The sequence below is a fragment of the Brevibacillus sp. NRS-1366 genome (assembly GCF_050467985.1).
The window spans coordinates 36825-60337 of sequence record NZ_JBITPN010000011.1 but is presented as its reverse complement, the minus strand read 5'-3'; the positions used below and the strand labels follow the sequence as shown (position 1 = coordinate 60337).

At 48.4% G+C, this 23513-nt stretch carries 22 protein-coding genes and 1 riboswitch; of the genes, 14 read left to right on the top strand and 8 right to left on the bottom strand.

The window, feature by feature from the left end:
- Positions 1 to 57 precede the first annotated feature (57 nt).
- From ACIFQN_RS05855 to ACIFQN_RS05845, 3 genes are all read right to left on the bottom strand, one after another.
- Positions 58 to 2046: a methyl-accepting chemotaxis protein gene (locus tag ACIFQN_RS05855; RefSeq protein WP_429832108.1), complete on the bottom strand. Its 1989-nt coding sequence runs from the start codon at positions 2044 to 2046 to the stop codon at positions 58 to 60.
- Positions 2047 to 2140: 94 nt separating this feature from the next.
- Positions 2141 to 3859, bottom strand: coding sequence for a gamma-glutamyltransferase (gene ggt, locus ACIFQN_RS05850; RefSeq protein WP_429832107.1), 1719 nt, complete (start codon positions 3857 to 3859; stop codon positions 2141 to 2143).
- 185 nt (positions 3860 to 4044) lie between these two features.
- Positions 4045 to 4133: riboswitch (cyclic di-GMP riboswitch) on the bottom strand.
- 179 nt (positions 4134 to 4312) lie between these two features.
- Positions 4313 to 4612 (bottom strand): hypothetical protein, encoded by a 300-nt coding sequence (locus ACIFQN_RS05845; protein ID WP_429832106.1) that lies wholly within the window; start codon positions 4610 to 4612, stop codon positions 4313 to 4315.
- A 77-nt stretch (positions 4613 to 4689) separates the two neighbouring features.
- Here ACIFQN_RS05845 and ACIFQN_RS05840 point away from each other — a divergent pair, with 77 nt between their 5' ends.
- The 8 genes from ACIFQN_RS05840 to ACIFQN_RS05805 all read left to right on the top strand — a co-directional run bounded on the left by ACIFQN_RS05840 (position 4690) and on the right by ACIFQN_RS05805 (position 12913).
- The gene (locus ACIFQN_RS05840; protein ID WP_429832105.1) at positions 4690 to 5289 is read left to right on the top strand and encodes an SET domain-containing protein; all 600 of its coding nucleotides are present in this window, start codon (positions 4690 to 4692) and stop codon (positions 5287 to 5289) included.
- A gap of 96 nt (positions 5290 to 5385) precedes the next feature.
- Positions 5386 to 7053: a glutamine--tRNA ligase/YqeY domain fusion protein gene (locus ACIFQN_RS05835; protein ID WP_429832104.1), complete on the top strand. Its 1668-nt coding sequence runs from the start codon at positions 5386 to 5388 to the stop codon at positions 7051 to 7053.
- Between the two features lie 111 nt (positions 7054 to 7164).
- Positions 7165 to 8526: an APC family permease gene (locus ACIFQN_RS05830; protein WP_429832103.1), complete on the top strand. Its 1362-nt coding sequence runs from the start codon at positions 7165 to 7167 to the stop codon at positions 8524 to 8526.
- 475 nt (positions 8527 to 9001) lie between these two features.
- The gene (locus tag ACIFQN_RS05825) at positions 9002 to 9607 is read left to right on the top strand and encodes a QueT transporter family protein (protein WP_429832102.1); all 606 of its coding nucleotides are present in this window, start codon (positions 9002 to 9004) and stop codon (positions 9605 to 9607) included.
- Positions 9604 to 10443 (top strand): energy-coupling factor ABC transporter ATP-binding protein, encoded by an 840-nt coding sequence (locus ACIFQN_RS05820; protein WP_429832101.1) that lies wholly within the window; start codon positions 9604 to 9606, stop codon positions 10441 to 10443. The genes ACIFQN_RS05825 and ACIFQN_RS05820 overlap by 4 nt, the downstream gene beginning before the upstream one ends.
- Positions 10440 to 11255: an energy-coupling factor ABC transporter ATP-binding protein gene (locus ACIFQN_RS05815; protein ID WP_429832100.1), complete on the top strand. Its 816-nt coding sequence runs from the start codon at positions 10440 to 10442 to the stop codon at positions 11253 to 11255. The genes ACIFQN_RS05820 and ACIFQN_RS05815 overlap by 4 nt, the downstream gene beginning before the upstream one ends.
- A 1-nt stretch (position 11256) precedes the next feature.
- A complete protein-coding gene (locus ACIFQN_RS05810; protein WP_429832099.1) occupies positions 11257 to 12045 on the top strand; it encodes an energy-coupling factor transporter transmembrane component T in 789 nt (262 codons plus the stop codon).
- A gap of 16 nt (positions 12046 to 12061) precedes the next feature.
- Positions 12062 to 12913 (top strand): alpha/beta fold hydrolase, encoded by an 852-nt coding sequence (locus ACIFQN_RS05805; protein WP_429832098.1) that lies wholly within the window; start codon positions 12062 to 12064, stop codon positions 12911 to 12913.
- Positions 12914 to 12947: 34 nt separating this feature from the next.
- Here the strand turns inward: ACIFQN_RS05805 and ACIFQN_RS05800 are convergent, their stop codons facing one another.
- Complete coding sequence (locus tag ACIFQN_RS05800; protein WP_429832097.1) at positions 12948 to 13679, bottom strand: hypothetical protein; 732 nt, start codon at positions 13677 to 13679, stop codon at positions 12948 to 12950.
- Between the two features lie 157 nt (positions 13680 to 13836).
- On the opposite strand from ACIFQN_RS05800, the gene ACIFQN_RS05795 reads away from it, so the two are divergent.
- The 4 genes from ACIFQN_RS05795 to ACIFQN_RS05780 all read left to right on the top strand — a co-directional run bounded on the left by ACIFQN_RS05795 (position 13837) and on the right by ACIFQN_RS05780 (position 19247).
- A complete protein-coding gene (locus ACIFQN_RS05795; protein ID WP_429832096.1) occupies positions 13837 to 14583 on the top strand; it encodes a gluconate 2-dehydrogenase subunit 3 family protein in 747 nt (248 codons plus the stop codon).
- A gap of 18 nt (positions 14584 to 14601) precedes the next feature.
- Positions 14602 to 16323, top strand: coding sequence for a GMC family oxidoreductase (locus ACIFQN_RS05790; protein WP_429832095.1), 1722 nt, complete (start codon positions 14602 to 14604; stop codon positions 16321 to 16323).
- A 223-nt stretch (positions 16324 to 16546) separates the two neighbouring features.
- Positions 16547 to 17758, top strand: a complete 1212-nt coding sequence (locus tag ACIFQN_RS05785) for a trans-sulfuration enzyme family protein (RefSeq protein WP_429832094.1) — start codon at positions 16547 to 16549, stop codon at positions 17756 to 17758.
- 25 nt (positions 17759 to 17783) lie between these two features.
- Positions 17784 to 19247: a sigma-54 interaction domain-containing protein gene (locus ACIFQN_RS05780; RefSeq protein WP_429832093.1), complete on the top strand. Its 1464-nt coding sequence runs from the start codon at positions 17784 to 17786 to the stop codon at positions 19245 to 19247.
- A 52-nt stretch (positions 19248 to 19299) separates the two neighbouring features.
- Here the strand turns inward: ACIFQN_RS05780 and ACIFQN_RS05775 are convergent, their stop codons facing one another.
- Positions 19300 to 19635 carry an antibiotic biosynthesis monooxygenase gene (locus ACIFQN_RS05775; protein WP_429832092.1) on the bottom strand — a complete coding sequence of 112 codons (336 nt, stop codon included), beginning with the start codon at positions 19633 to 19635 and terminating at the stop codon, positions 19300 to 19302.
- A 154-nt stretch (positions 19636 to 19789) separates the two neighbouring features.
- Positions 19790 to 20305 (bottom strand): stalk domain-containing protein, encoded by a 516-nt coding sequence (locus ACIFQN_RS05770; protein WP_429832091.1) that lies wholly within the window; start codon positions 20303 to 20305, stop codon positions 19790 to 19792.
- A 323-nt stretch (positions 20306 to 20628) separates the two neighbouring features.
- On the opposite strand from ACIFQN_RS05770, the gene ACIFQN_RS05765 reads away from it, so the two are divergent.
- Complete coding sequence (locus tag ACIFQN_RS05765) at positions 20629 to 21315, top strand: uracil-DNA glycosylase (protein WP_429832279.1); 687 nt, start codon at positions 20629 to 20631, stop codon at positions 21313 to 21315.
- A gap of 64 nt (positions 21316 to 21379) precedes the next feature.
- Here the strand turns inward: ACIFQN_RS05765 and ACIFQN_RS05760 are convergent, their stop codons facing one another.
- Positions 21380 to 22024 (bottom strand): thiamine diphosphokinase, encoded by a 645-nt coding sequence (locus ACIFQN_RS05760; RefSeq protein WP_429832090.1) that lies wholly within the window; start codon positions 22022 to 22024, stop codon positions 21380 to 21382.
- Between the two features lie 14 nt (positions 22025 to 22038).
- Positions 22039 to 22464 carry a 2Fe-2S iron-sulfur cluster-binding protein gene (locus tag ACIFQN_RS05755; RefSeq protein WP_429832089.1) on the bottom strand — a complete coding sequence of 142 codons (426 nt, stop codon included), beginning with the start codon at positions 22462 to 22464 and terminating at the stop codon, positions 22039 to 22041.
- Between the two features lie 146 nt (positions 22465 to 22610).
- Here ACIFQN_RS05755 and ACIFQN_RS05750 point away from each other — a divergent pair, with 146 nt between their 5' ends.
- A complete protein-coding gene (locus tag ACIFQN_RS05750; protein ID WP_429832088.1) occupies positions 22611 to 23513 on the top strand; it encodes a GNAT family N-acetyltransferase in 903 nt (300 codons plus the stop codon).

Genomic DNA, 23513 nt, shown 5'->3' with positions numbered 1-23513 from the left:
AGGAAAAGAGCCGTCGGGGAGCAAACCCGGCGGCTTTCACTTTTTCCTCTTTGAACATTAAACCTTGAACCTGCTTACGTGAGATTGCAGCTCTTCGGCGATTTTCGCCAAGGAGTTTGCAGAAGAAGTAACTTCCTCCATCGCGGCTAGCTGCTCTTCTGTGGCAGCTGATACGTTTTGTGTGCCGTCAGCCGAGTTTTCCGCTACTTCTTCGATGAGGCTGACCAATTCTACGACCTGTTCTGTACCGACAGACATTTGAACGGAGTGGGTTTTCACTTCTTGAATCTGGCTTGCCACCTGCGTGACAGCATCCTGAATTTGCTCGAATGATTTGCCTGCGTTGTTTACGACTTCCAAGCCTACAGTAACTTCCTTCGTGCCCTTTTCCATGGAGAGGACAGCCTGGTTTGATTCGAGTTGAATCGCAGTGATTAGCTTTTCAATTTGCTGAGCAGATTTGGCTGATTGCTCCGCCAGTTTCCGTACCTCATCTGCGACAACTGCAAACCCGCGTCCCTGTTCACCGGCTCTTGCAGCCTCAATCGCTGCATTGAGTGCCAACAGATTCGTTTGTTCGGCAATCGCCGTGATGACTTGAACGATTTGTCCGATCTCTTGGGAGCTGTTCCCCAAGCGTCTGACAATCTCTGCAATGTTGTTAACCGTATCATCAATGGAATGCATTTGGCTGATGACGATTTGCAGCGCTTGGTTACCTTCTATGGCAATTTGCGATGCCTCGATTGCGGATTCGGCTGCATACTGGGCGTTGGCTGTAACCTGCTTGGTACCCGTTGACACTACTTGCATGGCAGTTACGCTGTCCTCGACGCTCTTCACCTGCTTTTCTGCACCGTATGCCACTTCCTGAATCGTTATGGCGATTTGCTCCGTAGCTTTACTCGTATGCTCGGCATTCACCGATAGCTCCTCCGCAGAAGACGCGAGATCAGAGGCGGTAGCATTCACTTGTTGAATGATAGTTCGCAAGTTCTCTACCATCGTGTTCACAGATTGAGAGAGCTGGCCGACTTCATCCCGGGTACGGATCTGCAATGGCTCAACAGTCAATTCTCCATCTGAAATGCGGTTAGCCACGTTGGCTACTTCTACAATTGGGCGTGTGACTTGCTGCGATACAATATAGGCGATTCCGCTCACGACAGCGACAACAGCCAGTACAATGATGAAAGCTTGGTCATTGACAGATGAAACGGCATCTGTAATGGAAGCGGTTGGGATGTGCAAGTATAGGCTAAAGTTAGTAGCCGGAATAGGGGAGTAAGTTACGACGAATTCTTGGCCTGCATCTGTATAGTTAAACGAAGCCTTTGTTGTTTTTTCTGCTTTCAGAATATCGGTCAAGCCTTGTGGAAGAGCTGATTCCTCGAGAGGTTTTCCGATGAGGTCTTGATTGGGATGGTACTGAATTTGGTTTTTGCTATCGACCAGAATGGGATACCCGCCTTCCCCCAGATTCAGGTTCTGTAAAAAGGTAGACGTAAACTGATTCACATTGACAAGTCCGGTTAACACGCCGAGCTTTTCTTTGCTTGGCCCTTTTACCGGGGAGGCGACGATGATAGAGCGGTTATTGGTAGTTTTGGCGATCAAAACATCGGAAAAGCTGGACTTATCCTGCATACCGTCTTTGAAAAATTGACGCTCGCCCAAATCTATGCCAATGCTTTTTGGGAATGTATCAGCAGTTACTTTCCCATCGCTGGCAATAAACGTATTTCCATCGTACAGCTTCATTTCCTCGGTAAATTTTCGGATGAACTCATTTTTCGCTTGTGCGTCATCTGATTGAATATCTGACGTTCGTGCGAGAATCTGAATTTCTGTCATTCGCCTGTCCAAGTATTGATTCATAGCGATGGCCGTACTGGAGGTAAGTTCAATAAAGGAGTTCTTTTGTTTATCAATTAAGATGGTCCAAAAACTGCTGCTAATAAATAGGGTAGTGGCAACGAGTGGAATGATGGCTACTACGAGAAACCAAAAGATCATTTTTCTCTTGAGTTTGTTGAACAAAAACATCGATTTGTCCTCTCTTCTATCCACGATTGGTTTGTGTATCTACAAAGCATACAAAGGTAGACTGCTGAGGCTAACTCAGCAGTCTGACAACCAATTAATACCCCATTGCTGCGCCTTCACCACGTGGGTCGGCACCGCCAAATTTTACGTTGGTTTGTGGGTCGATCAAGATAGCGCCGGATTGTCCCATTGCATCTGTGTAGGCGGCATTCAATTTTTCAACAGGATGGCCTCGTTTGACCAGTTCGTCGAGGACGTCTTGAGGAATGCGGTTTTCCACCTTCAGGTTGTTAGAAGAAGATCCCCAGTTGCGTCCATGCAGCCATCTTGGTGCTTCAATCGCGTCTTGTACGCTGAAACCGAAGTCAATGATGCGAGTGACAAGAGCTGCTTGCGTTTGTGGCTGTCCTTCGCCACCTTGGGTTCCATAGAGGAGATAAGGCTTGTCCCCTTTAAACAGCATAGCCGGGTTAATCGTATGGAACGTGCGCTTGCCAGGCTCCAAATGATTGATGTGGTTCGGGTCCAAAGAGAAGTAGCTTCCACGGTTTTGCAGAAGAATGCCCGTATCTTTTGCTACAATACCGGAACCCCAGTCAAAGTAATGGCTCTGAATAATCGAGACAGCATTGCCATCTTTGTCCACTACACCGAACCAGGTGGTGTCACCTTTTGGATCGAGCGGTTCAACAGCTTTAGCGGCTTGCTTCATATCAATGCGTGCAGCCATATCTTTTCCGTGCTGCTTGGACAACAAATCATCCACAGGGATATCCACAAATGCAGGGTCAGTCAACCATTTGTCACGATCAGCAAAAGCTTGTTTGGTAGCTTCGACGATTGTGTGGTAATAATCAGGTGTACCTTCACCCATGCTCTTGAGGTCAAAATTGTTTAAGACGTTAAGAATGGAGAGCGATGCCATACCTTGGGAATTAGGTGGTACGTTGTACGCTTTATACCCACGGTAGTCGACCGTAATCGGATCTGCCCATGTGGATGTGTGTTTCTCAAAGTCTTTCAGAGTGAGCAGTCCACCATTTTTTTGCATGTCTGCTACGATCTTCTGGGCGACTTCGCCTTTATAGAATCCGTCAGCACCTTTTTTAGCGATGATTTGCAAGGTATTTGCTAGATCCTTTTGTTTGAGGAGTTCTCCTGCTTCGTAAGAATCGCCGTTTGGCTTCAGGAATATTTTGCGGTATTCATCAAAGCGTTGAAGATTTTTCAGATCATTGTCTGTTGGATCGGTAGCATACTTGGTCCAGTAGACTTGGTTTGGAGAAACAGGATATCCGTTCTCTGCGTAGCCAATCGCAGGCTCCAGCAATCTTTTCCATTGGAGCTTGCTGTCGCCCATGTTCTTATGTGCGTAGTTGTAGGCTTCCCACCAACCGGAAACAACCCCAGGCACTGTGTTGGCCGATTCGTAGCCGCGGGAAGGAATTTTTTCGTAGCCCTTGCCCTTGTAGTATTCGATCGTCGCTTTTTCGCCAGCACGACCGCTGCCATTCAATGCTTTCAGTTCTTTCGTTTTCGCATTGTAAATGAGCCAGAAGTTATCTCCGCCAATAGTTGTGTAATGAGGGTAGACAACAGCCAATGTGGAGGCAGCTGTAATGGCTGCATCAACTGCATTTCCGCCGTCTTCCAACGTTTTGAGTGCGGCAGCAGTAGCAAGATAATGAGGTGTAGTTACCATTGCGTTTGGTGACATGGAAGTTGGTCGGTTCGCTGCTTGTACTGGCGAGAGAGTCGACAGACCAATGACACCAGTCAAAGCAACGGCCGAAAGTTTTTTCCAAAATGACATTCAATGAAACCTCCTTGGTAGTATAAAAATGAATGGTAATTCCCAATAATCTCTCTGCTCGTTCTGGCCTCACCTCCTCATATAGGAGAAATGTAATAATAATACAAAATTAGACAAAATTAGACAGAGGGAGGACAAAAAAAGATCAATGATATAGGATCATTGATCTTGTCCTACATCAATATTTCGGTAGCTGGCAGGCTTGTTCGCTGTTGCGAGGGTAGCCCCTGTAGCTTTGCGTCGCCGGATTTCCCCGGGTTTGCCGATTCGATATCAATGGTTGAATACCAAGAGATTCCCAAAAGATTCCCAAAAGAGTGATTCATTCGTTGTGGGAAATTGTTCCTAAAAGGATCTGTTAGCAATTAATATAGACTATTTGTCCTTTGGGGTAAATAAGAAAAAATTTTTTAATGTGGAAAAGTTGGAATCATCAGTTAATGGTTACCTAGGTTATGATTTTCTTGGAGACTGATGGAGCAAATGCTGTAGATTGCGTCCATACAGGCTGGGAACATTCCAAGTCAGATACGGTTCTGGGACAGGGGTGTTTGTAATTTGCTGAGCCGAGCTTGTTTTCAGGTTTATCTGTTGTGCCTGTTCCAATAATTCGCTCAGGTACATTCGCAAAGCGAGGACATCCTTCTTTTCTCCTACAGGACCATGTCCAGGTACGACCTTGTGGAAAGAGTGCTCATACATTTGATCTAATATTTCAATCCATTCCGTAATATTACCGGCTTGTATACTCATACAACCGCACACCTCTTTTGGCCGAACTGCTTATGATAATAAAAAGGGCAGACGCTCCAAGGAGTGAAACAACGACCATGATGCATCCCGATACAGAATTGCGTTACATCAACGACGAGATCGGGTACGGTGTGTTCGCGACCAAGTTTATTCCCAAAGGAACAATCGTATGGGCCATGGATGATTTGGATCAGGTATTGGACCCGGCGTTTGTGGAAAAACTGGATCCATTACGAAAACAGGACGTACAAAAATATTCGTTTAAAGACCAGTATGGAAAGTACATTCTATGCTGGGATAAGGCTCGTTTTGTTAACCACAGCTTCTATCCGACTTGTGTAGCGACCATGTATGATTTGGAGCTGGCAGCGAGGGATATTCACCCAGGAGAAGAATTGACTGATGATTACGGGACATTAAATCTGGACGAACCGTTTGACTGCTTGCCTGAAGAGGGAGCGAATCGCACGCGCGTGATGCCGGATGATTTGCTTCGATACTATCCGATCTGGGATGAGATCGCGGCTTCGGCCTTTCAGCGATTCACTGAGGTTGAACAGCCTCTCAGACATCTCATTCGCCCGGAACATATAGCCGCTATCCAAGGCATTACTGAAAAAGGGCATTCTCTCGATTCTGTTCTTCATCTATACTGCCAATCGCATTGGCGAAAATAAATGGATTGCAAGAACCAGCGGGCCGGACGACGGCCCGATTTTGTTGAACTCTGGGTGGAGAATCAGTATTATGGAATGTAAAGGTGAAGTGAAAGGTTGATTTCATTGGAAAACAAGGTAGCGTCATCCAATTTTATCCGTAATATTGTGGTTGATGACTTGCAAGAGGGCAAAGTGAAAGAAGTCATTACCCGCTTTCCCCCAGAACCGAACGGGTATCTTCATATTGGACATGCAAAAGCAATCTGTCTCAATTTTGAGTTAGCACATGAGTTTTCTGGCAAGGCCCATCTGCGTTTTGATGATACCAATCCGGTAAAGGAAGACACAGAATACGTAGAGGCAATCAAGCAAGACGTGAAGTGGCTTGGCTTTGAGTGGGACGGGCTGTTTTTTGCATCGGATTACTTCGAAGAGATGTACAACCGTGCGGTGCTGCTGATTAAAAAAGGAAAAGCGTATGTGGACGATCTTCCTGCTGAAGAGATGCGCAAATTGCGCGGAACGTTGACAGAGCCTGGCGTTGACAGTCCATTCCGGAACCGCTCCGTAGAGGAAAATCTGGATTTGTTTGCTCGGATGCGCCAAGGGGAATTCAAGGACGGGGAAAAAGTGTTGCGTGCGAAAATCGACATGACCTCTCCGAACTTCAACATGCGTGATCCGGTTCTGTATCGTATTTCGCATGCGCATCATCACAACACAGGGGACAAGTGGTGCATCTATCCGATGTATGATTTCGCTCATCCGCTGGAGGACGCCATCGAGGGCGTGACGCATTCGCTATGCTCACTGGAGTTTGAAGATCACCGACCATTGTACGACTGGGTAGTGAGTGAGTGTGAGATGGAGCATGTACCGCGTCAATACGAATTTGCCCGTCTGAACCTGACCAATACCGTGATGAGCAAACGCAAGCTCAAGCAGCTCGTAGACGAAAATGTAGTGGACGGCTGGGATGATCCTCGTATGCCGACTATCGCAGGCTTCCGCCGCCGTGGGTTTACACCTGAGGCCATCCGTACGTTCGCCCGCGAGGTAGGGGTAGCTCGCAGTAACAGTACTGTCGATGAAAAGATGCTTGAGCACTTTATCCGTGAGGACCTGAAGCTGAAGGCACCGCGCACGATGGCTGTGCTCAATCCGTTGAAGGTCGTGATTACCAACTATTCAGAAGGACAAGTGGAAATGCTGGAAGCAGAAATCAACCCGGAAAATCCGGAAATGGGCAACCGGGAAATCCCGTTTTCCCGTGAAATCTACATCGAGCAGGACGACTTCATGGAGAACCCGCCAAGCAAATATTTCCGTCTCTTCCCGGGAAATGAAGTTCGCCTGAAAAACGCGTACTTCATCAAGTGCAACGATGTGGTGAAGGACGCTGAAGGCAACGTGATCGAGCTGCATTGCACCTATGATCCAGAAACAAAGAGCGGAAGCGGTTTTACAGGTCGCAAAGTAAAAGGGACGATCCACTGGGTAGATGCATCCAATGCTGTTCCTGCCGAGTTCCGCTTGTACGAGCCGTTGATCATGGACGAAGAGGATGCGGAAGGAACGTTCCTGGACAATATCAATCCGAATTCGCTAGAAGTACTCAATGGCTTTGTTGAACCAAACATGAAGGAAACCCAGCCACAAGACAAGTATCAATTTTTCCGTCACGGCTACTTCAATGTTGATCCGAAGCATACGACGGCTGACAAGCTGGTCTTTAACCGAATCGTTTCGCTGAAAAGCTCATTTGAGCTTCCAAAAGCATAATCTGAGTATAAATGCACAACCAAAAGGCGCTGTCGTAGCATGGGGAACCGTGTGCAACAGCGTTTTTTGGTTGTGTTCTGGTACTTTTTTCATCAACGTGTATAATTATTCATGTTATACATAAAAGGAGGACAGTTAGTGAACGGGAGAGCAGAGCTTACACGCAGCTTGAAGCTGTGGCATATTGTCGTAATCGGCTTGGGCTATATGGCACCAATGGCCGTTTTTGATACTTTTGGGATCGTATCCGAAGAAACGGGTGGATTTGTTCCTGCCGCTTATGCAGTGACACTTCTTGCTATTTTATTTACGGCGTCCAGCTATGGGAAAATGGTGCGCGTATTCCCGTCAGCAGGGACAGCGTACACGTACACCCAACAGACGATCCATCCGTATGCAGGCTTTCTGGTCGGGTGGGCGTCTCTCCTCGATTATTTGTTTTTGCCGATGATCAATGCGCTGTTGACTGGGGTTTATCTCTCGTCTGTTTTCCCTGAGGTACCCACAAAGTGGTGGATTGTCGGATTTATTGTCCTGATTACCTCACTCAATGTATTCCGTGTAACCGTGACGGCGTCAGTTAACTCGTTTCTGGTCCTGTTTCAAATAACGTTTGTGGTCCTTTTTGCAGGATTGGCCGTTCGAGGGCTCGCCTCAGGGGATGGTATTGGACAGGTATTTGCCATCCGGCCGTTCTTTTCGCCGGAGCTGTCTATTGCCGCCTTGTTTTCCGGTGCGTCGATTCTTTGTTTTTCATTCCTTGGCTTTGACGCGGTTACCACGCTGACCGAGGAGACAGTCGATGCCAAAAAGACGATCCCGCGAGGAATTTTATTAGTGGCACTCGCAGGAGGAGCTTTGTTTATTACGGCGTCTTATTTCATGCAAGCCCTATTTCCAGACGTTTCGGTATTGTCTGACCCGGAAGCAGCTTCAGCAGAAATTGCCCTACATATCGGAGGCTCTATCTTTCAGTTCGTATTTTTGGCGGCTGCTCTATCTTCTACGCTGGCATCTGGGCTCGTCTCGGTAACGAGCGTCACACGACTGCTGTTTGCCATGGGACGTGACGGATTTTTGCCGCGAAAATGGTTCGGCTACGTACATCCCCAGCTGAAAACGCCTTTGCTCAATGTCCTTTTGGTCGGGACACTGATGTTCGCCGCTTTGTTTTTGGATTTGCTAACAGCGACCTCATTCATTAATTTCGGAGCATTGATCGCCTTTAGCTTCGTCAACATCAGCGTGATTGCCTACTACCTCCGCAAACAAAAACGCTTGCGGGTAACAGAATGGTGGAGCTATCTATTGTCGCCACTCATCGGTACAGCCTTCATCGCCTTTCTGTGGATCAGCCTGGATGCCAAATCCATGATGCTAGGTCTTTTATGGAGCTTTGTCGGCTTCATCTACCTGTTGTATCTTGTGAAAATCAAAGGTGCTAGATTGGAATTGATGAAGTTCGATGAATGATGGACTGTTTATGAAATGACAGCTATTCATTTTTGTTAGAGACAAGAGGATTGCCAAGAACTTTGGGGCAATTTTCTCTTGTCTCTATTTTTTCACCCTAAAAAATTCTTCCTCGAGAAACTTACACATGAAAAAGGAACGAAAGTCGGAGCAGCTAGTGAGAGGAAAATGGAGAAAAGCGAAGCTCTTTGGGGACCAGCCGAGGCGGAATGAAAAAAGAGAAACACGGTCTTAAGCGTCCACCTTTGACAAGCATCATGAACCGGCTGCTTTGGACGCGGTTTCTCTTTTTTCATGTAGACGTCCAGGGATGACCTCTAGCAAGGGACCCAAGAAGCTGGAGCATTTTCTCCATTTTCCTCTCCTCCACTACAGCCCCCACCCTGAGTGAGTAGACGATCAAGAAAAGAGAGAGTAAACTGGCTACAGGAATATTCCAAACTTTACTAGCTTACTCTAAAGGAGGATTTTTCTCATGACTTCTTCGCTCTTTCGTCGGAAATGGACGACGGTTGATTACGTTTTGATTGTAGTCACTGCTGCATTATACGCGGTTGCGATTATCATGCTGGCGAATATCAAGCTGATTCCATCAGTGCCGATCCGCCCCGCCAACGCCTTGCAACCGGTATTTGGCATGCTGTTTGGTCTGCCAGGGTGCATCGGACTAGCCTTTGGCAACATGGTTAGCGATTTGTTGACTGGCAGTGCCCCTCCACATGCGATCATAGTCGGTTTCATCTCCAATTTTTTGGGAGGATTCATCGGTTTTCTTGCGGTGAGCCATCCTGCTTTGAAGACCAAACGCAGCTTGATCCAATATATTTTGTTCGTTGTGATTATTAGCTCGGCGGTCGTGGCGTGCGCGATCCTGATCAATGTGGCACTGGGGCTTACGCCAAAGGAAATTGCCGCGATGTACATTCCTACTGTGTTTTTGAACCAAGCGATTTCCACCGCAATTCTCGGACCTATTATATTGAAACTGCTCTATCCGTTTGTAAAACGCTCGGGTCTATACCGTGGGCGCCCCCTACAGGAGTATAACTACCTTGGAAATGAAAGCAGGGGCATACAGTGAAAAAAGAGCCGCTGCTGCACGTTGATGGGGTGCATTGGCATTATGAAGATACTGCGGCACCCGCTTTAACAGAAATAAATCTCTCTCTTTATCCAGGGGAAGTGGTTGGGATTGTCGGGCCTGCTGCTGCAGGAAAAACGACACTGCTGTTGACGCTCTCAGGCTTGATCCCGGCCAACTACGCAGGGCATTTCAGAGGAGAACGTAAGACGGCTGCCCAGCACGGGATTGTATTTCAAGACCCGGAAACGCAGTTTATTGGGTTGACGGTCGAAGAAGAACTGGCCTTCTCGCTGGAAAACGTCGGGTACACCGATGAGCAGATCGAGCATCGGATCGGGGAAGTGCTTGAGCTTGTAAGCTTGCAAGGGTTTGCCGAGCGGTCTCCTTTTGAATTGTCTGGCGGGGAAAAACAGCGGGTAGCGATCGCATCTGCATTGTCGCATGCACCAGAAGTTCTCCTATTAGATGAGCCTACTTCTGAGCTTGATCCTGTAGGGGCACGGGAAGTATTTTCGTTGTTGCGGCGGCTGAAGCAGGAGAATGAAATGACCATTGTGGTGTCCTCGCATGCCACGGAAGAGCTGGCAGCCTTTTGTGACAGGATGATCTTGCTTGCAGAGGGACAGATTGTACTTGATTTGCCGGTACGCGACTTCTTTTCCCGGATTGACGTATTGGACGAGCATGGCATTTTTGTACCAGAGGTCATTCGCCTTTATCAGATGCTGTGCAAAGAAGGAGTCCTCCCCAAAGCAGGCAGGTTGCCACTGGATGTGGAGGAGTTGTCCCGTCTATATCAAGCAGCGCACTTGGTTCGGGAGGGGAGCTTGTGAGTGTCGTCATCGAGTTTGACCAGGTATGGTATGGTTACGAGAAGGAGAAGCCGGTACTCCAAGGCGTTTCCTTGGCGATCCGACAAGGAGAGTTTGTCGCGATCATTGGAGGAAACGGTTCGGGGAAAACAACGCTCGCCAAACACTGCAACGGCTTGTACAAGCCGACACAAGGAATGGTGACGGTCAATGGCAATGATACAAGGTCCATGCCTGTAGCCTTGTTGTCCAGAACGGTAGCGTATTGTTATCAAAATCCGGATCATCAAATATTCCACTCTACGGTTAAGGCAGAAGTGTCGTTTGGGCCGAAAAATATGGGATTATCTGCGGCGGAAATCGAGCGTGTTGTAAACGAGGCGCTAGAGGCTGTAGGTCTTGCTGACAAGGGAGACGAAGAGCTGTATTTTTCGAGCAAAGGGACCCGCCAAAAAATTGCGGTAGCTTCGATTCTAGCAATGCGCCCGCAAGTCATTGTGCTCGATGAGCCAACGACTGGGCTTGATTACCGAGGAGTGCAGGAGATGATGGAGCTGGTTCGACGATTGCATGAGGCGGGACATACGATTATCGTCATATCACATGACATGAGATTGGTTGCCGAGTACGCGCAGCGGGTGATCGTCATGCATCAGGGGAGAGTAGTTTGTGATGGCGATCCGCAACGTGTATTTGCAGCGCCGGATATACTGGCATCCGCACAAGTGGAGCCGCCTGCCATTTATCGTTTTGGAAAAGCTGTTGGGACTTTTGATCCGATCCCGCTAACGCTGGCCGAGATGCAGAAAATACTGACGAGAGTGGGAGATTAACATGAAAAATGCCCATCCCAGCTTCGTTCTGCTAGTATTTCTGCTTCTGGGTCTGCTCCCTTTTCTTTTCCAAGATCCTCGAGTACTGGTGGTCGTGCTGGCAGCCAATATCGTGCTGATTGCCAAGCTGGGCTGGAAGCGATCGATGGTCAAGACATATGTGCTTGTAGGTGGAATCGGGGCATGCTTTGCGACGATTACGTGGTTACCGTTTACAAATGTGGGCGAGCCCTATTGGAGCAGTCAGATTCCTGTTATCAACTATCCTGTGCAAATTACCGACATCGGTGTACTTTGGGCGTTGGGAATGGGTATGCGCCTGGCTAATGTTGCGTTGTTGTCCATGTACTACCTTTTTACAACCTCACCGAGAGAAATCGCGATGGGGCTTCGTGGGATAGGTGTTCCATTTTCTGTGAGTTTTTTACTTTCGCTGATCTTCCGTTTTATTCCGCTTGTGAAAAATGATTTGGCAACCATTCGTGAAGCGCAAATGGTTCGGGGAATGACCACGAATGAGGGGAGTATGACGGAGCGAATCAGAAAGTACGGATTTCTGCTGGTTCCGCTCATCTTCAGTTCGTTGAAACGGGTACCTGTAATCTCCAATGCGCTCGACGCCAAAGGATTCCGCATGCGCAACCACCAGCATCGGTTTTATCGGAGCCAGCGCTTGCGGACGGCTGAGATCGTAACGTTGCTCGCTGGGTTTGCTCTCGTTGTGACTCTCTTTTATTTTGCCCGTATACACCCCGAGCACTTCGGTGTTTTAATACCTGGACGCATATGAGAAAGGAAGAAAGCTTGTGGACCCCTCTGTGTATGAACGAATCACTCGATTGGAAATAGGTACCGGTGTGATCGAATACGGGGTAGCCGGACCGACAGATGCTCCTGTTCTCCTGCTGCTCCATGCCATCCGAAACACAAAGATGCTGTTTGCGGGAATCGTGCCATCACTGGCCGAGCAGTACCGGGTAATCGGTATCGACCTGCGCGGTCATGGACATTCGACTGTCGAAGCGCCCTATACCTTTGATCAAATCGTATCCGATATCGCGCATATGTTGGATGCCGAGCGGCTTGATGATGTAACCATTGTCGGCGCTTCATTTGCTGCGGTTCCGGCACAGATGCTGGCGGTTCGCGAGCCGCAGCGGATTTCCCGGCTGATTCTTTTGGATGGAGGATTTTACTCCTTGGCAAAGGTGCCTGGCTTTGACCTCGAGGCTGTCGTGGCGAGATTGACTGCTGCGCGGTTTTTGTCCATTCAGGAAGCTGAACAACAATTTGCTGACAGATATGGGGCTGAGTGTTTGCCCGCAGGGTGGATGAGTGGAGAGCTTTTGCCAAAAGAAGATGGCAGCTACGGTTACCGCTTGGCAAAAGAGGCATTCACCGGATACTTTCAGGAATATGCCAAGCAGAGTACAGAGGAGCTGTATCAAAGGCTTGAATGCCCGGTCTTGTTGCTGCTAGCCGACGAAAGACTTTTGCCAGATGATGAGCAGCGATTATTTTACCGCGAGGCAGCATGCAACTATCAGAAAGCCGTTCGAAACGTGCAAGTGAAGACGATACCGGATTCTCTGCATTTACTGATGGTGACGCATCCGCGAGAGACCGTAAACGAAATAAAAAGATTTCTCCAAGAGTAAGGGACAAGCGCGATGCTTGTCCCTTTTTTCATGCCTATCGTTTCGACTCATGGAAGAGCTTGTTTAAATCATCAGCAGTGTGCTTGTTTTCCTTCATCTGCTTTTTGACCTTTTCCAATGCGTCTACGCCTTTTTTGGATGTAACGATCCGTACCTCTGCATCGGTGCCATACATTCGCTCCACCTGCGCGCGTGCTTGTTCGAAGGTAGCATTGCGGTCGCTCGTTCCGAGTGTACCTGCTGTACCGTTTCCAGCGCTCCCTTTTCCGGGAATATTGTCGGAAGGCTCGGAGCCTCTATTTGAACTGCCGGCAAAGTTATTCAGGAGGTGCGATTGCATCGGGTCCATGTGATTAATGGACTGGCTTTTGGCCGTCGATGGCGCGAGGAAAACCATGTCATTGACGATCAGAGCTTGCACTCCGTGTACACCGGCTGCATTCAGCTGTGCCTCCAACTTGGTGGAAGGGCCGCCACTGTGTAAATGAGAGCTTCCGATTGAGCTGTACAGGTTGCTCCCCATACCGCTGTAAGTTGTTCCATGCGCATTGGTCGTCAGCTTTTTATCACGGTCCACACTGGGAATGACTGTATCCGGATTGCCTACATTGTGTGTTGGCTGTGTTTGAGTCAGCTGTTGTGGAGTTGCAGGAGCCATCGATTGTGTTCGGGTCGGACGCTGTGGAGCTGCCTGATTAGTGCAGGCTGTTAATAAAAGAACGATACCTAGCCCCGCAGGACCCATCCATTTACCAAGGCGCTTCATAATATCCCTCCAAGCTTTTCTTTCTGCCTGGCTCTATCCTTTGTTGAACCTCAGAATCCTATGTGTGGAGCTTGTTGGAAAAATTTCAAGAAAAAGCGGTTATCCTGTCGAAAAAAAGCGCAAAACAAGGGATAGAAGACAACTGGAGGTGGTAGTGTTGGCAGAAACTAACGAAAGACAAGAACAACCCGTTTCACGGAGAAATTTCTTGAAAAACACCGGAATGGTGCTCGGCGGTCTGGTTGTAGGGGGCGTGGCAGGCAGCTTGCTTCGCAGACCACCGGGAGCGCCACAACAACCTGGTGCGACACCGGCTCCAACTGCTGATTACAATCAGGCACTGATGTATTTTTCTCCAGAGCAGTTTAAGGTAGTCGAAGCTGCCTGCGAGCGCATTTTTCCCGAGGATGAGAATGGACCGGGAGCAAAAGCGCTGGGGGCTGCCTATTTTATTGACCACCAGTTGGCAGGTGATTGGGGCTTCAACGCGCGGGACTACATGCAAGGTCCTTTTTTTCCTGGGGAAGCGACCCAGGGGTATCAAGGCCGCTTGAAACGGCGCGAGATTTTTGATATCGGTATTCAGGAATTGAACAACTACAGCAGCAGCACTCAGAAAAAGCGGTACCACGAATTGACGCCAGAACAGCAAGACGCGGTATTAAAGGCGTTTGAATCAGACGAAGTAAAGCTGACCACGATCTCCGCCAGCGGATTCTTCAAGATGCTGCGTGCCAGTACGCTGGAAGGTGTCTATTCGGACCCGCTGTACGGCGGAAACAAAAACATGGATGGCTGGAAAATGAGGAATTACCCTGGCAATCAGATGGCCTATACGCAGTTGATTGATAAGGACGAATTTGTAAAGATGGCGCCCTTAAGTTTGCGAGATCATCAACATTAATAAGGGGATGCGATAGTCATGGCGAAAAAATTGCCTAAGGTTGATGTAGTCATTGTAGGTGTAGGCTGGGGAGGGGGAGTTATCGCCTCCGAACTAACGAAGCAAGGGTTGACGGTCGTCGGACTGGAGCGTGGCAAGGAACGCAAAACCGAAGACTACTTTATGGTGCATGATGAGCTGCGCTACGCCCTTCGTTACGAGATGATGCAGGATTTGTCCAAAGAAACAATTACATTCCGGAGCAAGACAAATGTGCGTGCCCTGCCGATGCGTTCCTACGGTTCTTTCTTGCTAGGAACAGGCCTTGGCGGATCAGGCGTGCACTGGAATGGGCAGACATTCCGCTTCTTACCCTACGATTTTGAAATTCGCAGCAAAACGGTGGAACGCTACGGCGAGAAGAAAATACCCGATGGCATGACCATCCAGGACTGGGGCATCACCTATGACCAGTTGGAACCGTACTTTGACAAGTTTGAAAAAATGGCAGGGATTGCAGGAGAAGAAAATCCACTGGGAGGCAAGCGCTCACAGCCATTTCCATGCCCGCCAATGAAGAGCACACCGAGCATGAAGATGTTTGCCGAAGCGACGAAAAAGAAAAATCTGCATCCGTACATGATGCCCTCTGCCAATTTGTCGGAAGCGTACACAAACCCAGATGGAATAGCACGGGCTGCCTGCCAGTATTGTGGCTTCTGTGAACGGTTCGGCTGTGAATACGGTGCAAAGGCAGATCCAGTCGTGACAGTCATTCCGGTTGCTAAAAAGACAGGAAAGTTTGAAATCCGCACGCATTCTCACGTTCGGCGCATCTTACATACCGGGAAAAAGGCGACGGGTGTCCTCTACACCGATGTCACAACAGGTGAAGAGATTGAGCAGCCAGCGGATATCGTCGTGATGACCAGCTATGTTTTCAACAATACCCGGATCCTGCTCATGTCCAATCTGGGCAAGCCGTATGATCCAGCGACAGGAAAAGGCGTAATCGGCAAAAACTACGCTTATCAAGTCATTCGAGGCGGGGCAGTAGGCTTCTTTGATAATAAAGAGTTCAATAACTATGCGGGTGCCGGCGCTCTGGGAATATGCCTGGATGATTACAACGGAGACAACTTTGATCATTCCGATCTCAATTTCATTCATGGTGCGAATATTAGCATCTCCCAAACAGGGCAACGCCCCATTGCCAACAATAAAGTTCCCGAAGGTACGCCAAGCTGGGGCAAGGAATTCAAAGCAGCGTCGATCAAATACGCGAACCGGATTTTGTCTGTAGGAGCCCAAGGCGCTTGCATGCCATTCCGCCAACATTTCCTCGATCTTGATCCGACCTACAAGGATGCCTTTGGCGATCCGTTGATGCGGATTACTTTTGATTTTGAGGAACAGGACAGGCAACTTGCAGCTTATTGTGCGGACAAGTGTGGTGAGATTGTCAAAGAAATGGGCGCAAGCGAGAAGATCGAAATCAATCGCAAGCTAGGACCTTACGATATTACACCTTACCAGTCGACGCATAATACAGGTGGAGTCATTATGGGCTCGTCGCCTGATACATCGGCTGTAAACAACTATCTCCAAATGTGGGATGCGGAGAACGTATTCGTGGTCGGTGCTTCTGCCTTCGCGCACAATAGCGGGTACAATCCAACAGGTACGATGGGGGCTCTATCCTATCGAGCAGCAGAAGGAATTTTGAAATACAGACAAAGCGGTGGCGGAATGCTCGTTTAATGAGTTTTTGCCAAGCTGCAAATGCATCTCGCAAGAATGATAATGAGCCGAAGGACAATCCGACGGCTCTTTTTGCTTTGTTAATGGAAATTTGACTTTGCAGGCTTGCGAAAAAACGAGTAAGGAAGGTGCAAAAATCGTGGTGGGATCGGCTTTTTGGCTCTGGCACATTCCTTGCTAGTGAAGGAAAGAAAGATTTGAGGAAAAGGGAGAGTAGACGATCATGACAAATACAAAATGGAAGATGGATACAGCTATTATTCATACAGCCCAAACCCCGTGTCAAAAAACAGGAGCGGTGGTATCCGCGGTGGTGCCGGCTGTTGCGTATGCCTTTCCGGACGCTGATTCGGCTGCTGCCTGCGTAGCAGGAGAACGGGAAGGAACCTACTATGGAAGATACGGCAATCCAACAATTGCGACGTTGGAAGAAAAAATAGCGGCATTGGAAAATGGGGAGGCTGCACTCGGTGTTAGCAGTGGAATGGCAGCGATCTCAGGAGCCTTGCTTGCGTTCTTGCAACAAGGAGATCATGTCGTATGTACGCGGGATGTATATGGAGGCAGCTATAAATTTTTGACATCAATGGCACCTCGTTACGGAATTACAACCGATTTTGTAGATTGTACGGACTTGCAGGCAGTTGAGCGGGCTATTTTACCGAACACCAAGGTCCTCTACATCGAAACACCCTCTAATCCTTGCTTGACTGTGTTAGATATCACAGCATTATCAAAACTGGCTCACGCTCACGACATCCAGGTCATCGTAGACAATACGTTCATGACTCCATATTTGCAGCGTCCACTTGAGCTAGGTGCTGATGTGGTCGTACACAGCGCTACCAAGTATTTGAATGGTCACGGTGATGTGATCGCCGGATTTATCGTTGCGAAAAAAGAACACATCCAATTCATGCGCAAGCACGTCATGGGTGACTTGGGGCAAAACCTGAATGCCTGGGATGCCTTTCTGATTCTGCGCGGCTTAAAAACGCTCGGCTTACGTGTGAGACAGCATTGTCAAAATGCGGATGAAGTCGCACGCTTTTTAGCAGACCATCCTGCCATTGCCCATGTTTATTATCCAGGGCTAGCTTCCCATCCGGGGCACGAGCTGGCAAAGCGACAAATGGCCGGTATGGGGGGAATTGTCTCGTTTGAGGTCAAAGGTGGATACGAGGCAGCCAAATCTTTCATTAACGCCCTGCGCCTAGCTATGATATCGTTTAGCTTAGGAGATCCGGAAACGCTGGTGCAGCATCCAGCCTCCATGACACATTCGTCGATTCCAACAGAGGAAAGATTGAAGTTTCATATCACGGATGGCTTGATTCGTCTCTCGACAGGCTTGGAGGATGCACAGGACATCATCGCGGACTTGGAGCAGGCGCTTGCTACATTGCTCGTGATGGAAACAGCGAACAAGGAGTAAGGAACGTCACGCAGGAGGGCATGTCATGACAGAATTTTCTCGGATTGAGGGATTCATTCAATCGTACGCAGACAATATTTCCAAAGTGCTGGGATTGGACGTCACCATCCTGGATGAACAGGGAATTCGTGTGAGCGGAACCGGTTACTATCAGGAATTGATTGGACTGCCTGCACCGGAGGGTTCGTTCTTCCGAATGATTTTGCAGACTGGGCAGCCAGGTATGATTTTTGACATGAAAAAGAACGAGTCGCAGTGCATGAACTGCAAGTTTTTGCAGCAATGCCGGGAACTAGCGACGATCGGATTCCCTGTGCACAAGCGGGAGAAGACAGTCGGTGTGATCGGGATCATCGGGTTCTCTCCTGAGCAAAAGGAAAAGATGCTGCATCATTCGGAAAAGTGGATGCCGTTTTTGCAGCATACGAGTTCACTTATTGAGCACAAGCTGCTGGAATTGGATGCAGAACGCGAAAAAGGCTGTAACATTCAGGAGGAAATGCCCGAGGCTGCAGTTAATCCTGTTTACTTCGCTCAGCTCATTGGAGCAGAAACAGGGCTCCGTGACGTGATCGCCAAAGCGAAGAAAATAACAAACAGCATTTCCACTGTCCTCATTCGCGGAGAAAGCGGGACGGGCAAGGAGCTGTTGGCAAGAGCCATTCACAGTGAAAGTCAGCGGGGCAGGCATCCGTTTATCGCGATTAATTGTGCGGCGATCCCGGAAACACTGTTGGAAAGCGAGCTGTTTGGCTATGAGGGCGGTGCATTTACGGGCTCTCGCCGCGAAGGCAAGCCTGGGAAGTTTGAGCTCGCACACAAGGGGACGATTTTTTTAGATGAGGTAGGAGATATTCCGCTTTCCCTACAGCCCAAGCTGCTGCGTGTTCTCCAGGAAAAAACCGTTGACCGGGTGGGAGGAATCAAGACACTCGGTATTGATGTGCGCGTGATTGCGGCTACGCATCGGGATTTGGAGAGTATGGTGAGAGCGGGGACGTTTCGAGAGGATTTGTATTATCGGCTCAACGTCATTCCAATGCGATTAAAGCCTTTGCGGGAGCGCAAGGAGGATATTTCGCTCTATTTGCACCATTTTCTGTATCGATACGGTACGCTCTTGCAAAAAGGCAGGCTGGAGCTCGATTCTCAGCTTGCGCAGCGACTTAGTTCGTATGAGTGGCCGGGAAATATTCGTCAATTGGAAAATGCCGTGGAATACATGGTGAACATGGCAGAGGATTCGACGATTACGAGCAAAGAACTACCGGAATACCTTCATTTGGACAGTGTCTGTGACGGTACAAGCGCAGGGAGGAAGGAAAATAACCAGGGGCTGGAACAACGGATGTACATGTACGAAAAATCAGTTCTGGAGCAATTTTTCGCTGACCCGAGCTATGGACAGGATAAGGCAGCGATCGCGGAACAATTGCAGATCAGTCTCTCTACGCTTTATCGCAAAATGGAGAAGTACGGTTTGGTATAAAAAAACAGCTTTGCCTCCGATTATGCCGGTGGCAGGCTGTTTTTTTGTTTTATCATGTGGGTGATGATGAAGGACGAGGCTCTTTTATTGCTTTTAGCTCGTAATGACCGCTTTTGGAACTAATGATATATTCAGGGCGTTGTTGTCCTCTTGCTTTTCTGTGGCCCTCTAGATGAGGCTCGCTAAGTTCCCATTGTTTCCACATTTCTTTTGATTCCCAGCGGATCATGACTACGACTTCCTCTTCGCCTTTTCGCGGTTTCTGTACCATGATGCTTAAATCTACAAACCCGGGAGCTTCCTCGACGACTCCGGGCTGACTAAACTTTTGAATAATGTTGTCCGCAAAGCCTTCCTGAACAACAATGGTTTTGATTTCCATCATCATGAACGATACACCTCTTTTTTAGTGATACCATCCTATTCATAGTAGTGAGATAGATTATCATTGTCAACTAAATTGTAGCCACCATTTGGAAAACGAAAGAACAGCGACCCCTAGTTAGCCGCTGTTCTTGGTCTAAAAAAGAATAAGTGCGTGATTATAGCAAGGATTTAACCTCACCTGTGTTCGGGTTTACGACAAACCAGCCATATGTGCTCGTATAGCTATCACCGGACTGAAAATTGTTGACGACCGTTTGGTATACTTGAATGACATAGTGTCCCTTTTCGTCGTCGTGATCGTACTCTACCACATGGTTAGGAGTGAGACTGCCGGCGAATTTCTTTTTGACCAGCTCGACTGCCTCCATCTTTGAATACATTTTTGCAACTGGCAGCTTTCCGATAAAAATCGACTTTGTTTTCGCATCGTAGATGACTGGCTTGTTCAAGTTTTCTGCGACGAAGCGGATAGGGACATACACAGAATTTTTGTACATAATGCCTTGTACGTCGCCAGGTGGCGACTTAGGAACGCCTTCGAAGTAGTAGGTGAACGGTGTTTTGCTTCCTTCTGTCACATCTGGAAAAGCTGGAGCGGCCAAAGCGATGCCTGAGAACAGCACCGAGCCAACAATGATGCCCCCCAAAAATGATTTGATGTCCCATTTCATGTTGAGAAACCTCTCTCCCATTATTATCTATATCTTCCCAGCAAATATTATGACAAAAATCGACAAAGGGGGCTATCAACCAAGGGTACTAGGAAGAAAGACTAGAAACTTCTAAAAAGATAGGACTCTCTATCGAAAGGTCCTATATTTCAGAACGAATAAGAATTTATGAGCGCGACGCTTATGATTCTGGAGTGCCGCTAAAAGCGATCGCACCTCCTTGAGATGGCAAGGGTAAAGGTTTTCTTAGGACGGAATGCTTGTTTAGTGATTCCTTGCTTTGTGATAAGGTAGAAAATAAGACAAAATGGACAAGGTGAGGAATAATGGCCATATTGGAAAATGATTGGGCGCCTGTACTGGCAGAGGAATTTGAAAAACCATACTATTTGAAGCTGCGGCAAACATTAAAAGATGAGTACCAAACGCATACGATTTATCCAGATATGTTTCACATTTTTACGGCACTGCACTTGACGAGCTATGAGCAAGCCAAGGTGGTTATTTTGGGACAAGACCCGTATCACGGGCCTGGCCAAGCACATGGTCTCAGCTTTTCAGTCAAACCGGGAATCAAACCCCCGCCTTCCTTGCAAAACATCTACAAAGAGCTTCAAAGCGATTTGAACTGTGTCATTCCGGAGCATGGGTATTTGACGCATTGGGCCAAGCAAGGAGTCATGATGCTCAACACGGTATTGACGGTGCGCGGTGGCAATCCGAATTCTCACAAAGGTCTTGGGTGGGAGACGTTTACCGATCAGGTCATCACGTTGTTAAATCAACGAGAGACGCCACTCGTTTTCATTCTGTGGGGGAAGCATGCGCAAGAAAAAGCGTCGTTTATTGATACGACAAAGCACTGCATCATAGCGTCTGTGCATCCGAGCCCGTTTTCGGCTAATCGGGGTTTCTTTGGCAGTCGTCCTTTTTCACGGGCAAATCAATTTTTGCGTTCCAAAGGCATCGAGGAGATTGATTGGCAATTGCCGCTTCATGTGGAAGAGTAGACAATATTTGAAAAGAAAAAAGGATCTCCATCGCTTTACGTGACGGAAGATCCTTTATTCATAGTCAGGAGTCCTTGCTCTTCATCACCAGCAGCTTGCCGGTTTCGATGTGGATTGTCCCCGTTTCTTCACTGAGCACATTGCTGATGCCCAGGGTGTCACCAATCCGTAGAGTCGCATTCGCCAGCGGATATAAAAATCCGGTTAGCGTAATACCTGTCACTTCCGGGGTTAGCGGCAAGAGGGATACGTGGGCAAAATGATCCCGGTTTACTGTGCATTGGCGATCGATCAAAGTAATTTCATTTGTCTCATCAACAATTCGGCACGGGATTTTGGCGTGTAGAGCTTTTTGCAACAAGTGAACATTGGCTAGCGTATGATCAAATCGAGAACCGAGAACGCCGATAAGAAGGATTTCGGCAGGCTGTTGGTCGAGCGCCCAGATCAGGGCCATTTCAGTATCAGTCAAATCCTTCATAACGGGATCGCAGGAGGAGACGTGACTGCTGTGCTGCTCGATTTCCTCCATTTCTTCCGCAGAGACAGAATCAAAGTCGCCGATGGAGAGGCGGGGGGTGAGACTGTTACGGACGAGAAACAAGGCGCCCCGATCCACACCGACTAGCCAATCATCCCTGCGAATATCACGAAGTGCCCAGTTTCCCAGAGTGCCTCCAGCGAACAGGAGGATTCGTGTTGGTTTCATGCTGCTGCCACCTTTTACCTTCTTTTTGTGGATCGAAATCTGCTTTGGCAAGCGAGACGATAGCCTGCAGCCAGATTTTTACCGAGCTTTGTTTGTTCCTGTAATGTAGGCTTGTCAAGCCATTCATCGCCGGATGTCACCTGGACGCTGCATTTTCCGCAATATCCTTCTTGGCATTTGTAAGAGATAGGCTGTCCTTTTGCAAGGGCTGCCTCCAGAAGTGTTTGACAGGGGGCAAATGGAATGGAAAAGGACTGTTCTCGCTGCTTTACTTGGACTTGTTTCTTCTCCATTTCCCATTGACGGGCAGGTACGGGTGAGAAAGGGGTAGTGGGTACTTGTGTTTGTGGTACCGGCTCCATGGATACGGGAGTGGGACTCGCCGTTTGTATGGCTGCACGTGTGGGAAGAAGCGAGCCGACCGTAAGCTGTTTGCGCATGGGTACCTCCCGGATAAGCAATTTTATTTATCTTACCATGCCGGACCTGCAAGTGACAGTTTGGGAGATGTGTCGGAGGAAAATGATTGAATCTTTAATTTTTAGCGATTAAAATAATTTTATTAATAGATATGGAAGGTGATACCATGATTACCATCAAGCGGATGAGTGAATGTACCTTTGCTGAAGTAACAAAAGCTTGGAATAGAGGATTTGAGGGCTATTATATTCCCGTTACCATGACCGAGGAGAGCCTGGTTCAGCGACTAGGAGCCGAGGGCTACGTCATGTCGCTTTCGGTTGTGGCTTTTGATGGCACGGAGCCAGTCGGCCTTGTTGCGAACGGTCTGCGAATGATTGGGGATCAAAAAGTGGCGTGGAACGGAGGCACAGGCGTGGCAACGGAATACCGCCGACAGGGAGTAGGACGTCTTTTGATCCAGGCTACTCTGGACTTGTACCGGGAAGCGGGAATGGATGTAGCCACATTGGAGGCGCTCAGTCAAAATGAGAAAGCGATTGCGCTTTATGAGCAGCTAGGGTATCGAGTCGATGATCGTCTATTATTTTGGCAACGAATGGATGCACTTCCTGAGCAGGCATTTGGTGAGCAAGTAAACAGTCCCTATCAGGTGAGGGCGGCATGGGCGCAGGAAGTGGCGGCGCTGCCTTTTTATCGTGCGGATGTCCCTTGGCAAAATCAATGGCAAAGCTTGCGAGATGCACAGACTTTACTGGTAGAGGATCAAAGCGGGCAAGTCGTCGGCTATGCGATGTACAAAAGCGTGTTGAATGAAGAAGGGACCCTTAGCGCGATTGTCCTTCGTCAGTGCGTTGCACAATCCGGGCATCCTGATGCAAAAAACATTCTGGCAACGGCATTGGCAAAAGTCTACGCGCCTTATGAGCTGGTGTGCCGCCGATCTACGTTCAATCTGAGAGCTTCCGACGAAATGCTGTTTGAGCTATTGGAGGGTGCGGGATTCACGTCGTCCGGTACGGAGCAGGTGTACATGAGCAAACAGATGGAAAAAGGAGAAAATCCTTAG

Bases quoted from the DNA above. Each gene is read 5' to 3' on its own strand.
- ACIFQN_RS05780 (WP_429832093.1), top strand. From the start codon at position 17,784: ATGACAGAATTTTCTCGGATTGAGGGATTCATTCAATCGTACGCAGAC.
- ACIFQN_RS05770 (WP_429832091.1), bottom strand. From the start codon at position 20,305: ATGAAATGGGACATCAAATCATTTTTGGGGGGCATCATTGTTGGCTCG.
- ACIFQN_RS05800 (WP_429832097.1), bottom strand. From the start codon at position 13,679: ATGAAGCGCCTTGGTAAATGGATGGGTCCTGCGGGGCTAGGTATCGTT.
- ACIFQN_RS05840 (WP_429832105.1), top strand. From the start codon at position 4,690: ATGATGCATCCCGATACAGAATTGCGTTACATCAACGACGAGATCGGG.
- ACIFQN_RS05790 (WP_429832095.1), top strand. From the start codon at position 14,602: ATGGCGAAAAAATTGCCTAAGGTTGATGTAGTCATTGTAGGTGTAGGC.
- ACIFQN_RS05755 (WP_429832089.1), bottom strand. From the start codon at position 22,464: ATGCGCAAACAGCTTACGGTCGGCTCGCTTCTTCCCACACGTGCAGCC.
- ACIFQN_RS05810 (WP_429832099.1), top strand. From the start codon at position 11,257: ATGAAAAATGCCCATCCCAGCTTCGTTCTGCTAGTATTTCTGCTTCTG.
- ACIFQN_RS05830 (WP_429832103.1), top strand. From the start codon at position 7,165: ATGTTATACATAAAAGGAGGACAGTTAGTGAACGGGAGAGCAGAGCTT.
- ACIFQN_RS05785 (WP_429832094.1), top strand. From the start codon at position 16,547: ATGACAAATACAAAATGGAAGATGGATACAGCTATTATTCATACAGCC.
- ACIFQN_RS05845 (WP_429832106.1), bottom strand. From the start codon at position 4,612: ATGAGTATACAAGCCGGTAATATTACGGAATGGATTGAAATATTAGAT.
- ACIFQN_RS05750 (WP_429832088.1), top strand. From the start codon at position 22,611: ATGATTACCATCAAGCGGATGAGTGAATGTACCTTTGCTGAAGTAACA.
- ACIFQN_RS05825 (WP_429832102.1), top strand. From the start codon at position 9,002: ATGACTTCTTCGCTCTTTCGTCGGAAATGGACGACGGTTGATTACGTT.
- ggt (WP_429832107.1), bottom strand. From the start codon at position 3,859: ATGTCATTTTGGAAAAAACTTTCGGCCGTTGCTTTGACTGGTGTCATT.
- ACIFQN_RS05775 (WP_429832092.1), bottom strand. From the start codon at position 19,635: ATGATGATGGAAATCAAAACCATTGTTGTTCAGGAAGGCTTTGCGGAC.
- ACIFQN_RS05855 (WP_429832108.1), bottom strand. From the start codon at position 2,046: ATGTTTTTGTTCAACAAACTCAAGAGAAAAATGATCTTTTGGTTTCTC.
- ACIFQN_RS05760 (WP_429832090.1), bottom strand. From the start codon at position 22,024: ATGAAACCAACACGAATCCTCCTGTTCGCTGGAGGCACTCTGGGAAAC.